Annotated in this window: 9 protein-coding genes; all 9 read left to right on the top strand. The window is 71.9% G+C overall.

The window, feature by feature from the left end:
- Positions 1 to 278 precede the first annotated feature (278 nt).
- The 9 genes from MOV08_RS38455 to MOV08_RS38415 all read left to right on the top strand — a co-directional run bounded on the left by MOV08_RS38455 (position 279) and on the right by MOV08_RS38415 (position 15,167).
- Positions 279 to 1,757 carry a sugar transferase gene (locus MOV08_RS38455; protein ID WP_275310756.1) on the top strand — a complete coding sequence of 493 codons (1,479 nt, stop codon included), beginning with the start codon at positions 279 to 281 and terminating at the stop codon, positions 1,755 to 1,757.
- A gap of 79 nt (positions 1,758 to 1,836) precedes the next feature.
- Positions 1,837 to 3,159, top strand: a complete 1,323-nt coding sequence (locus MOV08_RS38450) for a nucleotide sugar dehydrogenase (protein WP_275310754.1) — start codon at positions 1,837 to 1,839, stop codon at positions 3,157 to 3,159.
- A complete protein-coding gene (locus MOV08_RS38445; RefSeq protein WP_275310753.1) occupies positions 3,149 to 4,444 on the top strand; it encodes a glycosyltransferase family 4 protein in 1,296 nt (431 codons plus the stop codon). Before MOV08_RS38450 ends, MOV08_RS38445 begins: the two co-directional genes overlap by 11 nt.
- Positions 4,441 to 5,838, top strand: coding sequence for a Wzz/FepE/Etk N-terminal domain-containing protein (locus tag MOV08_RS38440; protein ID WP_275310751.1), 1,398 nt, complete (start codon positions 4,441 to 4,443; stop codon positions 5,836 to 5,838). Before MOV08_RS38445 ends, MOV08_RS38440 begins: the two co-directional genes overlap by 4 nt.
- Positions 5,835 to 7,454: a Wzz/FepE/Etk N-terminal domain-containing protein gene (locus MOV08_RS38435; protein WP_275310749.1), complete on the top strand. Its 1,620-nt coding sequence runs from the start codon at positions 5,835 to 5,837 to the stop codon at positions 7,452 to 7,454. Before MOV08_RS38440 ends, MOV08_RS38435 begins: the two co-directional genes overlap by 4 nt.
- 3 nt (positions 7,455 to 7,457) lie before the next feature.
- Positions 7,458 to 9,392 carry an asparagine synthase (glutamine-hydrolyzing) gene (asnB, locus tag MOV08_RS38430; RefSeq protein WP_275310747.1) on the top strand — a complete coding sequence of 645 codons (1,935 nt, stop codon included), beginning with the start codon at positions 7,458 to 7,460 and terminating at the stop codon, positions 9,390 to 9,392.
- A 29-nt stretch (positions 9,393 to 9,421) separates the two neighbouring features.
- Positions 9,422 to 11,617, top strand: a complete 2,196-nt coding sequence (locus MOV08_RS38425; RefSeq protein WP_275310745.1) for a bi-domain-containing oxidoreductase — start codon at positions 9,422 to 9,424, stop codon at positions 11,615 to 11,617.
- Positions 11,614 to 13,620, top strand: a complete 2,007-nt coding sequence (locus tag MOV08_RS38420) for an alginate lyase family protein (RefSeq protein ID WP_275310743.1) — start codon at positions 11,614 to 11,616, stop codon at positions 13,618 to 13,620. The genes MOV08_RS38425 and MOV08_RS38420 overlap by 4 nt, the downstream gene beginning before the upstream one ends.
- 8 nt (positions 13,621 to 13,628) lie before the next feature.
- Entirely contained in the window at positions 13,629 to 15,167 is a 1,539-nt protein-coding gene (locus MOV08_RS38415; protein WP_275310741.1) for a right-handed parallel beta-helix repeat-containing protein, read from the top strand.

The following is a 15,167-nucleotide window of genomic DNA, read 5'->3' as shown; positions in this document are numbered from 1 at the left end:
TTGGGAGTGGGGAGCCCGAGGTTTCGACGGGTTCTCACCTACCTCGACAGTCCGGGACGGACGAGTCCGCTGCCGCCTGCCGGTGGGGTGTTCACGTAGCGCTGCAACAGCCGGGATGTCATTCACGGGGGGCGGGGGCCTCCCAAGGGGAGGAACAGCGCGGTGCGGGGGGCGGGGGCTTCCCGAGGGGAGGAACAGCGCGGGGGGCACGGGCCTCCCGGGGGGAGGAAACCGTGTGGAGCGAACACGTCGAGCCCACTGATGACCTGGGGGGGTCTGTGCAGCAGGGGGAATTGGTCGGCCCGTTTCTCTCGGCGCCCGGGCGTCCGGTGGACGAGGCAATCGACCAGCCCGCGATCGACTGGGAGCAGCGGTACCGCCGTACCGTGATCGCCAGCGATACCGCGGCCACCGCCTTCGTGGTGGCCGCGATCGGCAACTTCTTCGGGGCCCGGGACGCGGCCAACTGGCACGAGAAGTGGGGAATCCTCGCATTCTGCACCGAGCTGCTGGTGCTGGGGGCGCTCGCGGTCAGCCGGGCGTGGGCTCCGGCCGTGCTCGGCCAGGGCGCCGAGGAATTCCGTCGGCTCGGACGCTCACTGTTCACGGCGACCGTCGTACTGGCGCTCGGCGGGATCGCCCTCGCCTCGCGCAACATCAAGCTCTGGATCTTCGTCGCGATTCCCGCGATCGCGCTCATCACCATGACCGCGCGATATCTGCTGCGCCTCTGGCTGCACAGACAGCGGAAGGAAGGACGGTGCCTGCGCCCGGTGCTCGCTGCCGGGAGCCTGGCCACCGTGCACGACCTGATATCCCGGACCCGCAAGTTCCCGCACCTCGGCTGGCGGGTGGAGGCGGTGTGCACGACGGACGGTCTCGGGCTCGACGGTGACCAACTGGACGGAGTGCCGGTCGTCGGCAGACTGGCGGACGTCGCGGGCCACGTCCGCCGCGACGGCTACCGTGTCGTCGCGGTCACACCGGACCCGCACTGGTCACCGGACCGGCTGCAGCGGCTGGCCTGGAACCTCGAAGGCAGCGATGCCGAGATGGTCGTGGCCCCGGTACTGATGGAGGTGGCCGGCCCGAGGCTGCACGTCGACGCGGTGCTCGGAATACCGCTGCTGCGGGTCAGCATGCCGACCTTCACCGGGGGGCGCCGGGCGGTCAAAGAGGTCGTCGACCGGATGGGCGCGGCGATCCTGCTGATGCTGTTCGCGCCGCTGATGGTGTGTGTCGGGCTGCTCATACTGGTGGACAGCCGGGGCGGGGCGTTCTACCGCCAGCGCAGGGTCGGCAAGGACGGCCGCGAGTTCACCATTCTCAAGTTCCGCACCATGGTCGCCGGGGCGCACGGGGCACGTGCCGAACTGGCCGACCGCAACGAGGGCGCCGGGCTGCTGTTCAAGCTCCGCCGGGATCCGCGGGTGACCCGGGTGGGAACGGTGCTGCGCCGGTATTCGATCGACGAACTCCCGCAACTCTTCAACGTGTTGACCGGATCGATGTCGCTCGTCGGTCCGCGGCCACCGCTGCCGGAGGAGTCCGCCGCGTACGGCCCGGACATCCGGCGGCGGCTGCTGGTCAAGCCCGGGCTCACCGGCCTGTGGCAGATCAGCGGACGCAGTGACCTGCCGTGGGAGGAGGCCGTCCGACTGGACCTGCGGTACGTGGAGGACTGGTCGCTCGCCCTCGACACAGTGATCTTGTGGAAGACGCTGCGTGCGGTGCTCCAAGGGCAGGGGGCCTATTGATGCGCGGGGGACGGCGACGTCGTACGGCCGGCGCACGAACCGCAGGCCGAAGGGGCCTGCCTGGGGGGAGGAACGCGTCATGAGAGTCAGCGTCCTGGGGCTCGGCTACGTGGGCTGCGTGTCGGCCGCGTGTCTGGCCAGCATGGGTCACGAGGTCATCGGGGTGGACGTCAACCAGGTGAAGGTGGACCTGGTCAACGACGGCAAGGCCCCGGTGGTCGAGGAGCGGATCGGCGAGCTCATCGCCGAGGTCGTGCGGACCGGAGCGCTACGCGCCACCCGCGACGTCCGCGAGGCGATCACGGGCAGCGAGGTGTCGCTGGTCTGCGTGGGCACGCCGTCGGAGCCCAACGGCAGCCTGTGCACCACGTACTTGGAGCGGGTCACCGAGCAGATCGGCGCCGCGCTGGCGGATCGCAGTGGGCAGGGCGGGCGGCACACCGTGGTGTTCCGCAGCACCATGCTCCCGGGCACCTGCCTGAACCTGCTGGTGCCGATCCTGGAGAAGTCCGTCGGCGGCACGGCCGGGGTGGACATCGGGGTCGCGGTCAACCCGGAGTTCCTGCGCGAGGGCACGAGCGTGCGGGACTTCTTCGACCCGCCGAAGACCGTCATCGGCGAGCTCGACCCGGCCAGCGGCGACACGGTGAGGGCGCTGTACGACGGCCTGCCCGGCGAGGTGTTCCGGGTGCCGATCCCGACGGCCGAGGCGATCAAGTATGCGGACAACGCGTTCCACGGCCTCAAGATCGGCTTCGCCAACGAGCTCGGCGCGGTGTGCCAGGCACTCGGCGTGGACTCGCACCAGGTGATGGACGTGTTCCTGGCCGACCGCAAGCTGAACATCAGCCCCGCCTACCTGCGGCCCGGCTTCGCCTTCGGTGGCTCCTGCCTGCCGAAGGACCTGCGCAGCCTGGTCCACGCCGCGCAGCGGGCCGATGTCTCGGTGCCCATCCTCGCCCATGTGCTGCCCTCCAACGCCGACCATCTGCAGCGCGCGGTGGACCTGGTCGAGCGCACCGGCAAGCGCCGGGTGGGCCTGTTCGGGCTGTCCTTCAAACCCGGCACCGACGACCTGCGCGAGAGCCCGCTCGTCGAGCTGGCGGAGATGCTCTTCGGCAAGGGGTACGACCTGCGGATCCACGACGCCAACGTGAGCCTCTCCCGGCTGCTCGGCGCGAACCGCGAGTACATCGAGACCCGGCTGCCGCATCTCGCGCAGTTGCTCGCGGACTCCGTGGAAGAGGTGCTGGAGCACGCCGAGGTGTGCCTGGTCGGGACCAGGGATCCGGCCGTGCTGTCGGCGCTGCCCCATGGCGGCCCGGTGATCGTCGACCTCATCCGCCTTCCCGACGCCGAGGCGCGCCGGGCCGAACCGGGGTACATGGGCCTTGCTTGGTGACACATCGTTTGATGACACATCGGTTGGTGACATAGCCGGCGGCGACAGGGCGGCCCGGCGCGCGCTGATCCTGGTGGAGAACCTGTCGGTGCCGTTCGACCGGCGGGTGTGGCAGGAGTGCACGACGCTGCGCGACGCGGGCTGGGTGGTGCACGTCATCTGTCCCCGGGGGGAGAAGCGGGACACCGAGCCGGAGGCGGAGATCGACGGGGTGCGGATCCACCGCTACCCGTTGCGCGCGGCCACCGGAGGACCGGCCGGCTATCTGCGGGAGTACGGATCGGCGTTGTGGCACACGGCCCGGCTGGCCCGCAGGGTCGGCCCGGTCGACGTGGTCCACGCCTGCAACCCGCCCGACCTGCTGTTCCTGCCGGCACTGTGGCTGAAGCGGCGCGGCGCGCGGTTCGTCTTCGACCAGCACGACCTGGTACCCGAGCTGTATCTCTCCCGGTTCGACCGCGGCGAAGACCTGCTCTACCGCGCCGTGTGCGCACTGGAACGGCGGACCTACCGGGCCGCGGACATCGTGCTCGCCACGAACGAGAGCTACCGGGACGTCGCGGTGCGCCGTGGCGGCAAGCGGCCGGCGGACGTCTTCGTGGTGCGCAGCGCGCCTGCCGTCGAACGGTTCCAACCGGTGCCTGCGGAGCCGGAGTTGAAGCGCGGCAAGCCTCATCTGCTGTGCTACCTCGGCGTCATGGGCCCGCAGGACGGCGTCGACTACGCCTTGCGGGCCCTGGCGAAGCTGCGCGACGAGCTCGGGCGGACCGACTGGCACGCGGTGTTCGTCGGCGCCGGCGACGCCTTCGACGCGATGGTGGAACTGTCCCGGCGGCTCGGGCTCTCGGAGCAGGTGGAGTTCACCGGGCGAATTCCGGACGCCGACCTGGTGCGCTGTCTGTCGACCGCGGACGTGTGCCTCTCCCCCGACCCCCGCAATCCGCTCAACGACGTGTCGACCATGAACAAGGTCCTGGAGTACATGGCGATGGGCCGGCCCATCGTCTCGTTCGACCTCCGGGAGGCGCGGGTCTCCGCCGGTGACGCCGCCGTCTACGCGCCCGCCAACGACGAGGCCGCGTTCGCCGAGCTCATCGCGCTGCTGCTGGACGATCCGGAGAAGCGGGCCCGGATGGGCAAGATCGGCCAGGAGCGGATCGGCGGGCCGCTCTCCTGGCGGAACTCGCAGGCGTCGCTGCTCGCCGCGTACGCCGCTGCCTGCCGTGACCACGCTCCGGTGTCGGCGGGCGACCCGGACCGGGCAGGGCGGAGGCCCCGCCGTTGAGCGATGACACGATACGCCTGGCCACGATCGGGCGGATCATCCGTCGGCGATGGCGGCTTCTCGCCGTCCTCGCCGTGGTGGGTGCGCTCTTCGGCTACGGCACCTCCGCGCTGATTCCGCCGAGTTACACGGCGTCGGCGTCGGTACTGCTGCCGGGGCAGTGGGAGGAGCGCGAGCTGCTGACCCAGGTGGACATCTCGACCAGTTCGACGGTGCTCGACCGCGCGGCTGCCACGCTCGGTTGGACCGGGGTCGGCGGCAGCGAGCTGCGGGACCGGGTGAGCGCCAAGGCCGCCGACGGGAACATCATCACGATCTCGGGCACGGCCGACACCCCGGAGCGTGCACAGCAACTCTCCGACCAGGTGGTCCGGCAGTTCGTCACCTTCGCCGCACGGATCGTGGGCGACAACAGCGACCCCGAAGCGGCGGCGCGGCCCGAGGCGCTGCGGCAGATGGTGGTGCAGACCAGCCGCCGCATCACCGAGCTGGCCGCTACGGCCGATCCGGGGCGGTCCGTGGAGAGCGTGCAGACCCGCACCGAGCTCGCCAAGCTGCGCACCGCGCTGCAGGAGGCCGTCAACAAACTGGACCAGGCCGCCCCGACCACCAACAAGGCCAACATGGTCGTCATGGGTCCGGCGACCCGGCCGACCGGCGAGGCACCGCCGACGAGAGTGCAGCTCACCCTCGCCGGGGCGCTGGTGTTCTTCCTGCTCGCGGTCATCGGCCATCTCGCCGCCGCACGGATGAGTCGCCGACTGCGCGCCGAACCGGAGATCGCCGCGGCGCTGGGCTCGGTGCTGCTGGGTACCGTCGACGTACCTGATGAACGGCCCGCGCACCGGCCGGAAGGCCATGGCCCGCGGGCCCGGATCCGCCGGCTGCTGGGCATCGACACCCGGTGGGACACACCCGCCCCGCAGTCGTCCGGCGACGAGGCCGACAGGCAGATCCGCTACCGGCGGGTGTGCGCCCGCCTACGGGAGCAACTGCCGTCTCCCCGGCGGCTGTTGGTCGTCGTCCCGGACGGCGACGAGATCGCCCGCCGGGCCGCCGGACGGCTCGTCGACGAGGCCGAGAGCGATCCCTCCTCATCCTCTTCGAGCAGGGGATACCCCATGCTGCGGGTGGTGGGGGTCTCGGTGGACCGGCCGATGGTGCCGGACCGCGACAACGAGTCCGGTGCCCTGGTCGTGCTCAGCGCGGGCAGCTGGACCGCGGGGGAACTCGCCGGCATCGCCGAGGCGTGCGCGGACGCCGGGCACGAGGTCGTCGGCATCGTCGTCGCCGGCACGGTCCGGGCCCGTCCGGCGCAGTCTCCCGGCCGCCCACCGGATGACGCCACTCTGGTGCTCGCGGTCCGCGGCCACGCGGCGGGAGGTTCCGCGTGACGACGAGTACGACGTCAAAGTCGTCGGCCGCCGCTCCCCTGCTGGACCTGCAGGCGCTGGTGGTGGCGGTGCGCAGGCGGCGCCGCCTGTGGTGCTCCATGGCGCTGCTGGGGCTGCTCGTCGGCGCGGCGGTGGCGGTCCTGCTGCCGTCGCCGCCGGCCGCGGTGACCAAGGTGCTGGTCGCGCATCAGGAGGACCAGCCGAACGACCCCGGGACGCTGATCCGCACCGACGTCGCGCTGCTGGGGACCACGCGGATCGCCGACCAGGCCCTGCAGACCCTCAAGTCCCGGGAAAAACCCGAGGACTTCCTGCGGGACTACCACGGGACCGGTCTGACCAACAACCTGCTGCAGATCGATGTGACGGGTGACAGCGACGCGGCAGCGGTGGCCCGCGCCAAGGCGCTGGCCGACGCGTTCGTCGCGGACCACGTACGGCGGATGTGGGAAGCCGCGAAGGCCGAGGCCAAGGCCCTGGACGACCAGCGTGACCGCATGCGGGAGGAGCTCGCCCAGGTCAACAAGGCGATCGGGGACCGGGCGCCGAACAGCGATCCGAAGGAGTCCGCGAGCGTCGAGTCGCGCTTCGCCCGCCGGGCCGAGCTCACCTCGCGGATCGCCGACTTCGACCAGCGGGCCGAGGAGGCGCGCACCGGCACGCCGCGCGTGGTCTCCGGCACGCAGATCGTGGACGCCCCGCGCGCGGTGCGGCAGTCCCTGCTCAAGGCCGCCGTCACCGACGCCGCGATCGGGCTCGTCCTCGGGCTGGTCCTGGGGCTCGCGGTGGCCGCGGTCGGCGTGGTGGTGGCGGACCGCCCCGTGTTGCGCCGGGACATCGCGGCCAACCTGGGCGCCTCGGTCATCGCGGAGCTGCCCCGCCGGCCGGCCAGGCTGTGGCAGCGCCGGCGGAGCCGGGCGGCACGGGAACGGCTCGTCGTGTCCCTGGCCCGCACCGCGCGCGGCGCCGAGGAACCGGTGTCGCTGCTGGAACTGGGCTGTGCACGCAGCACGAGCGAGATCGCCCTGGACCTCGCCGGGTCCCTGGCACCGGACGGGCCAGTGGTGATCATCGATGGTCTGCCCGGCTCGCAGCTCGCCGGCCGCCGCCCGAAGCCGGGAGGCCCGAGCGTGGTCAGCGGCGAGCGTGCAGCGGCCGTGTCGCACGAGGAACGCCGACTCGGCGTCGGCTCGGTCGCGCCCGGCACCGCGTGGACCGACCTCCGGTACCTCGGCACCCGGACCGTGCTCGTCGTGCGTGCCGGGCACGGCAGCGCCGCCTGGCTGCACACCGTGGCGCGCCAACTCGCCGACCAGCGCATTGCGGTGATCGGTGTGGTGCTGATCGATCCCGATCCGCGGGATCGGACCGACGGCACGCTGTGGGACGGCCTGGAGACCGCGCTGCGCGGCCAGCACGAGCGGCCGGCCCGGCAGAACGGTGGGGGTACCTCCCACGCCGTTCAGGCAGTGGGCGAGGGCCGGCGGCGGGCGGAGCGGCAGCCGATGTGGGCCAGTGGGGCCTCCCCTGCTCTGGGGGCACCTCCCGGCCGAAGGCCGGGGGAAGAGTTGAGAGCTCGGGGACGGGTCCCGGACAACGACCAGGAGGCGCGGTAGGACATGTGTGGCATCGCAGGGACTTACCGATGGCCGGACGGGAAGGTCGTGACCGACCGGCTCACCGACACCCTCGCCCACCGCGGTCCGGACGGCGCGGGCCGGTACAGCCACCCCGCCGGTGACGGCGAAGTGCACCTCGGGCACCGCCGGCTGGCCATCATCGACCTGTCCGACACCGGAGCCCAGCCGATGGTCTCGGGCGGCCTCGTCCTGACGTACAACGGCGAGCTGTACAACGCGCCCGAGCTGCGTGCCGAGCTGGTGGCCGCCGGGGTGCGCTTCCGCGGTACCTCCGACACCGAGGTGGTGCTGGAGGCATGGCGGCGCTGGGGCACGGACTGCCTGCCCCGGCTGCGCGGCATGTTCGCGTTCGGGATCTTCGACGAACGGACCGGTGAACTGGTGCTCGTCCGCGACCAGTTGGGCATCAAGCCGCTGTTCCTACTGCGGCGCGGCGGGGGTGTGGCGTTCGCCTCCGAGCTGAAGGCGCTGGCCGTCGCGACCGGCGGGTCGCTACAGGTGGATCATGCGGCGCTGGTGGCCTCGCTGCTGTACTACTGGGTGCCGGACTCGCGGTGCGCGTTTCGCGAGGCGGAAAAGCTGCCGCCGGGGAGCTGGCTGAGGTGCCGGCCCGACGGCCGGGAGGAGCGCGGCCGGTTCTGGAACCTCAAGGACGTGGCCGTCGAGGGGCAGGAGCGCGCCCGGAGCGGCGAACGGCCGGACCTGGCCGCCGTCGTGGAGGAGTCGACCCGCCGTCACCTGCTGTCCGACGTGCCCGTGGCGACCTTCCTCTCCGGCGGTCTGGACTCCAGCTACCTGACCGCGCTGGCGGCCCGCGAACGACCCGGGATCTCCGCCTACACGATCGGGTTCCGCGCCGAGGACGCCAGGTTCGAGGCGATGCCGGACGACCTGCGCTATGCCCGGCAGGTGGCCGGGCGGTTCGGCGTCGACCTGCACGAGATCGAGATCGCTCCGGACGTGCTCGACCTGCTGCCGCAGATGACGTACCACCTGGACGAGCCGATCGGCGACCCCGCCGCGATCAACACGTTCCTGATCTGCTCGGCCGCCCGGGACGCCGGGGTCAAGGTGATGCTGTCGGGGATGGGCGCCGACGAGCTGTTCGCCGGGTACCGCAAGCACCTGGCCAACCTGATCGCGCTGCGCTACCAGCGCGTCCCGCGACCGCTGCGGCGCGGCCTGTCCCGGGCCGTGGACCGGCTGCCGGTCGCCACGGCCCGCCGCGGGTACCGGTCGGTGCGCTTCGCGAAGCGGTTCCTCTCCTTCGCCGATCTGCCCGAGGAGACCGCGTTCCGGCGCAGCTACACCATGTACGACCAGGACGAGTTGCTCGCCCTGCTCGATCCGGACCTGGCCGGGACGGTCGAGGACGTGCTGACCGAGCACGCGGACGTCTACCAGGACAACGACCTCGACGACTTCGTCAACCGCATGTGCCTGGGCGACGCCCGGATGTTCCTGCCGGGCCTGAACCTCACGTACACGGACCGCTCCAGCATGGCCGCGTCGACCGAGGTGCGGGTGCCGTACGTGGACGTCGAGGTGGTCAGGGCGGCGTTCGCGGTGCCCGGCGATCGCAAGATCGTCGGGCGGCAGGGCAAGGCCGTCCTCAAGGAGGCGGCCACCTCGATCCTGCCCCGGGAGATCGTCTACCGGCCCAAGGGCCTGTTCAGCGCCCCGCTGCGGGCCTGGATGAGCCGGGATCTGGCACCGCTGGTGCGCGAGGTGGTGCACGACGGCGTGCTCGTCGGTTCCGGTTTTCTGCGCCGCGACGCGCTGGCGCGCATGGTCGCCGAGGACGCCGCCGGGCAGCGGGACTTCTCCAAGCATCTGTGGCATGTGCTGACCCTCGAGTACTGGTATCGCGGCGCGACCTCCGGGTCCGGCCCGAGCGCGCGCTCGTCGGCGTAGAAGACGGCTGAGAAACAAGGGGACTTCGGGTGAAACAGGTTGTGCAGAACTACAAGAGCGGCGAGCTGGCGGTGCTCGACGTGCCGGTGCCGGGGTGCAAGCCGGGCGGTGTGCTGGTCCGCAGCGCCTACTCGCTGATATCCACCGGGACCGAGCTCATGAAGGTCTCCGAGGCCGGTATGTCGATGTTGGGCAAGGCCCGCTCCCGGCCGGACCAGGTGGCCAAGGTCATGCAGAGCGTGGCCACCAACGGGCTGCCCGCCACCTATCGCAAGGTGATGGGCAAGCTGGACTCCTACACGCCGCTGGGCTACTCGCTGTGCGGGGTGGTCGAGCAGGTCGGCACCGGGATCGACGAGGTGAAGGTCGGCGACCTGGTGGCCTGCGCCGGCAACGAGCACGCGTTGCACGCCGAGCTGAACTGGGTGCCGAAGAACCTCTACGCCCGGGTGCCGGACGGTCTCGCGCCGCGGCACGCGGCGTTCGGCACCGTCGGGTCGATCGCGTTGCAGGGCGTCCGCCGCGGCGAGCCGCAGCTCGGCGAGGTGGCGCTGGTCATCGGCCTCGGCCTGATCGGGCAGTTGGTGGTGCAGCTCCTCGTCGCCTCCGGAGTCCGCGTCGTCGGCGTCGACCCCGACCCGGTGCGCTGCGAACTGGCGGAGCGCCTGGGCGCCGCGGCCTGCGGCGATCCCGCGTCCGCTTCGGTGGAGGCCGCCGTCGCCGAACTCACCGACGGCCACGGCGTGGACCAGGTGTACCTGGCCGCCGGCGGCGGCAGCAACCAGCCCGTCGAGCTGGCCGCCCGGCTGTGCCGGGACCGGGGCCGGGTCGTCGACATCGGCAAGTGCCGCCTGGACCTGCCGTGGAACGCGTACTACGAGAAGGAGCTCGACGTCCGGTTCTCCCGCTCCTACGGCCCCGGACGCTACGACCCGGAGTACGAACTCGAAGGGCGCGACTATCCGATCGGCTATGTGCGCTGGACCGAGCGCCGCAACCTGGCGTGCTTCCTCGACCTCGTCGCCCGCGGCCGCGTCGACGTGGAGCCCTTGGTCTCCCACGTCGCCGACTTCGACGACGCCGTCGAGACGTACCGGCGCCTGAAGGACGGCGACTTGAAGGCCGTCGCCGTGCTGTTCCGCTACCCCCAGCACGTGGTGGAGGCACCGGCCCCGGAGGTTGCCGTGCCCGCGGTCGACGTGCGGCCGAGGCCGGCCCGGGCCACCAGGACACCGGTCCGCCTCGCGTTCGTCGGCGCGGGGAACTACGCGACGTCGATGCTGCTGCCGCACCTGGCACAGCGCGGCGGCGTCGAGCTGTCGACCGTCGTCACCACGACGGCGCTGTCCGCGGCCAACGCGCAGCGGAAGTTCGGCTTCGCCCAGGCGACCACCGACCTCGACGCCGTGCTCGGCGACAAGGCCATCGACGCGGTGTTCGTGGTCACCCGCCACAGCTCGCACGCCGAACTGACCCGCAAGGCACTCCTTGCCGGCAAGGCGGTGTTCGTGGAGAAGCCCCTGGCGCTCACCGAGGACGAGCTGACCGGCGTGCTCGCGGCGGTGGAGGAGTCCGGCAACGACCGGCTGCAGGTGGGCTTCAACCGCCGGTTCGCGCCGCTGCTGACCGAGGCCAGGAAGCGGTTCGGCGCCCGGACCGGCCCGGCGCACCTGCGCTACCTGGTCAACGCGGGCCGGCTGCAGCACGGCAGCTGGTACCTGCAACAGGGCACCGAGGGCTCGCGGTTCGAGGGCGAGGGCGGACACTTCGTCGACACGGCGAGCTGGCTGCTCGGCGCCGACCCGGTCTCGGTGTACGCGGTCGCCTCGTCCGGGCACGAGGGCGGCGGTGACATCCAGGCCGTGCTGCGCTACCCGGACGGGTCCACCGCCACCATCAGCTACGTCACCAGCGGTGCGCCCGGGTTCCCCAAGGAGACCCTGGACCTCGTCGCGGACGGCAAGGTGCTGCGGCTCGACGACTTCGTCCGGGCCTCGGTGTATTTCGCCGGCACAGCCGGCCGCAAGAAGTGGGTCAGTTCGCGGTTGCCCAAGGCCCGGGACAAGGGCCAGTCCGCCGAACTGGCCGCGTTCGTGCGGGCCGTGCGGACCGGCGGGCCGATGCCGGTTCCGTTGGAGTCGCTGGTCGCCACCACGGCGGCCACCCTCGCCGTGCAGGCCGGCCTGGCCGGCGGCGCGCCGGTGACGTTGGCGAGGACGCGATGACGATGAGCTCGGGGAGTCCGGGCTGGTACCTGCGCCGGCTGTCCCGGATGGGGCCGCGGGAGGTCGGCGGCCGGGTGGGCGACGCGGTGCGCAGGCGGCGGTGGCGGTCGGCGCGGCCGCACTGCCCGAACGTGTCCGGCGCCCGGTTCGCCGCGGTACTGCCCACCGGGACGATCGCCGCCGTACCTCCGGACGCCGCGAAACGCCTCCTCGCCGAGGCGGACCGGCTGATGGACGGGTACGCCGAGTACTTCGGGGTGGTCCGCGAGGACCTGGTCGCCCCGGACTGGTGGTACGACCCGAAGACCGGGCGCCGGGCCCCGGGGGGCTACGCCTTCGACGTGCCGTACCGGAACGAGGACGCGGTCGGCGACATCAAGCAGATCTGGGAACCGTCCCGGCATCAGTACCTCACCGTGCTGGCCGCCGCCTACGCGATCAGCGGCGACGAGCGGTACGCCGAGCGGGTGGCCGAGCACCTGCGGTCGTGGTGGGCGGCCAACCCACCGCTGCACGGCGTGCATTGGGTCAGCGGCATCGAGCTGGGCATCCGGCTGCTGTCCTGGGTGTGGATCCGGCGGCTGCTCGACGGCTGGCCGGGCGCCGCCGCTCTCTTCGAGGGCAACCCGGTGGCGCTGAACCAGATCTGGCACCACCAGCGCTGGCTGGCCGCCTTCCCCAGCCGGGGGTCCTCGGCGAACAACCACGTCATCGCCGAGGCCGCCGGGCAGTTCGCCGCGGCCTGCGCGTTCGGATGGTTCCCCGCCTCGGCGCGTTGGCGGGCCGGCGCGCTGCGGTCGCTGGAGCGGCATCTGCGCGGCAACACCTTCCACTCCGGCCTCAACCGCGAGTTGGCCACCGAGTACCACGGACTCGTGCTGGAGCTCGGTCTGGCCGCGGTGGCCGAGGCGGATGCCGCCGCCGTGCCGGTCCCCGCGACCGTCCGGCTGGTCCTGTTGCGGATGGCGGACGCGCTCGCGGCCGTCGTGGACAGCCGGTTGCGGCCGCCGCGCCAGGGGGACGCGGACGACGGGCACGGTCTGGTCGTGGACGGCGCGGGCACCGACCGCTGGGCCTCGCTGTTGGCCACCGGGGACGCCGTGTTCGGTCGGCTCGCCTGGTGGCCGACGGTGACCGGCACCGATGTGCGCACCCCGCTGCTGGCCGCGCTCATCCGGCCGTACGCGAAGGTCGGAACGGCGCCGGCCGTGACCCGCCCGGCGAGCCGACCGGCCCATTTCGCCGACGCGGGGATGACCATCCTGCGCGGTCCGGGGGAGATCTGGTGCCGCTGCGACGGCGGTCCGCACGGCTTCCTGTCCATCGCCGCGCATGCCCACGCGGACGCGCTGTCCGTGGAGGTCCGGCACGACGGGGTGGACGTGCTCGCCGACCCGGGGACGTTCTGTTACCACGGGCAGCCCGAGTGGCGGCAGTACTTCCGGTCGACCCTCGGCCACAACACCCTGCGACTGGACGGCAGTGACCAGTCCGTCTCCGGCGGCCCGTTCCTGTGGACCCGGCATGCCAGGAGCCGCGTCCTGACCTCGGACACATCCGACGAGGGTGTGGTCCGCTGGTGCGCCGAGCACGACGGCTACCAGCCGTCCGTGCACCGCCGGCGGGTTGAACTGGCCGCCGAGAAGCGGGAGTTGACGGTGGTCGACGAGGTGCGCGGCCCGCGCCGGGCCGTGCACCTGGCGTTCCACCTCGGCCCGGCGATCGCCGCGGACCTGGTGGGGAACCGGGCAGTGCTCACCTGGACCCGGGACGGCGAGGAGCGCTCCGCGGTGCTCGACCTGCCCGGGCAGCTGAGCTGGCGGGCGCACCGCGGCGAGAGCGACCCTTCCCCAAGCTCTTCGAGCAGGGGATACCCCATTCTGGGCTGGTACTCCGCCGGCTTCGGGCGCAAGGAACCCACCACCACGCTGGTCGGCACCGGCTTCGCCGACGACGCCGCGCCGTCGGGGGAGTTCACCACCGTGCTCAGGTTCCGCGGCTAGGGGGGCGCGTGGGGATCAAGAGGCGGCACTGGGCGTCCGCGGCGGCACCGCTGGCGCTGGCCCTGCTGGCGGCGACCGGCTGTGCGAGCACACCCGGTGCCCGGGCGGAGCCGACCGCTGCGCCGACCGCGTCCGGGGCGCTGTCCACGTCCGTGGCCCGGGTATGCGGCAAGCCCGCGGCCGGGCCGACGAAGGCACCGGCGGGCGCGGTGCCGGTCGACCCCGCGGAGGTCGGTGACCTGGCAGCGAAGACCAAGAGCAACCCTGCGAACACCACGTTCTGGCTTCGACCGGGCAAGCACAGGCTCGACCCGGATCGCTATGCCCAGGTCATCCCCAAGGAGGGGGACCGCTACCTCGGTGCGCCGGGCGCGGTGCTCGACGGCCGGGAGAAGAACCAGTACGCGTTCGGCGGTACCGCCCGCGACGTCACCATCCGCTATCTGACCGTGCAGGGTTTCGTCGCGCCGCAGAACGAGGGCGTGGTCAACCACGACTCGGCCGACGGGTGGGTGATCGAGCACGCGACGATCCAGGACAACTCCGGTGCCGGGCTGATGGCCGGTGCCCACCAGCGGGTCCGCGCCAACTGCCTGCGCGACAACGGTCAGTACGGAATGAACGCGTACACGACCGGCGGCCGGGTCAGCGACCTGGTGGTCGAGGGCAACGAGATCGTGGGCAACAACACCGGTGACTGGGAACGGCGGCGGCCGGGCTGCGGCTGCACCGGAGGCGTGAAGTTCTGGGCCGTCAACGGCGCCGACGTGCGCGGCAACTGGGTGCACGACAACCGCGGGACAGGGCTGTGGGCGGACACCAACAACAACGACTTCCGCATCGAGAACAACGTGCTCGAAGCCAACGACGGCGCCGCTCTGATCTACGAGACGAGTTACAACGCGGTCATCCGGAACAACACGATCCGGCGGAACAACTGGGTCGAGGGCCGCAAGGCGGCCGACCGCGGCGACAACTTCCCGTTCGCGACCGTCTATCTGTCCGAGTCCGGTGGCGAACCACGGATCCGAGCCCGCACCGACAAGATCGAGATCTACCGGAACGTGCTGGAGGACAACTGGTCCGGGATCACCCTGTGGGAAAACGCCGACCGGTTCTGCAACAGCCCGGCCAACACCTCGTCCGGTGACTGCACCCTGCTGGTGCGGGACCCCCACCGCTGCACGGAGCCGGCGATCGCCAGCCCACCGCTCTACGCCGACTGCCGGTGGAAGACCCAGCGGGTGGACATCCACGACAACCGCTTCGTGCTGGACAAGTCCGTCGTCACGTGCACGGCGAGGTGCGACCGCATGGCGGTGCTCGCCAACTACGGCACCTATCCGGACTGGTCGCCGTACAAGGGCGACCGGGTGGCCGAGGCGATCACCGACAAGCAGCACAACCGCTGGCACGACAACGTCTACCTCGGACCGTGGACGTTCGTCGCCCACGACCCCAGTCAGGTGCTCGACTCCGGGCAGTGGCGGGGCACGCCGTACCGGCAGGACGCGGGCAGCACCCTCGACCCACAGGCCGGTGGTTGA

Origin of the sequence: Streptomyces yunnanensis, assembly GCF_029011865.1 — a bacterium.
Taxonomy (GTDB): Bacteria; Actinomycetota; Actinomycetes; order Streptomycetales; family Streptomycetaceae; genus Streptomyces; species Streptomyces yunnanensis.
The sequence above is the reverse complement of the archived record's forward strand: the minus strand, read 5'-3'. Positions and strand labels throughout refer to the sequence as shown.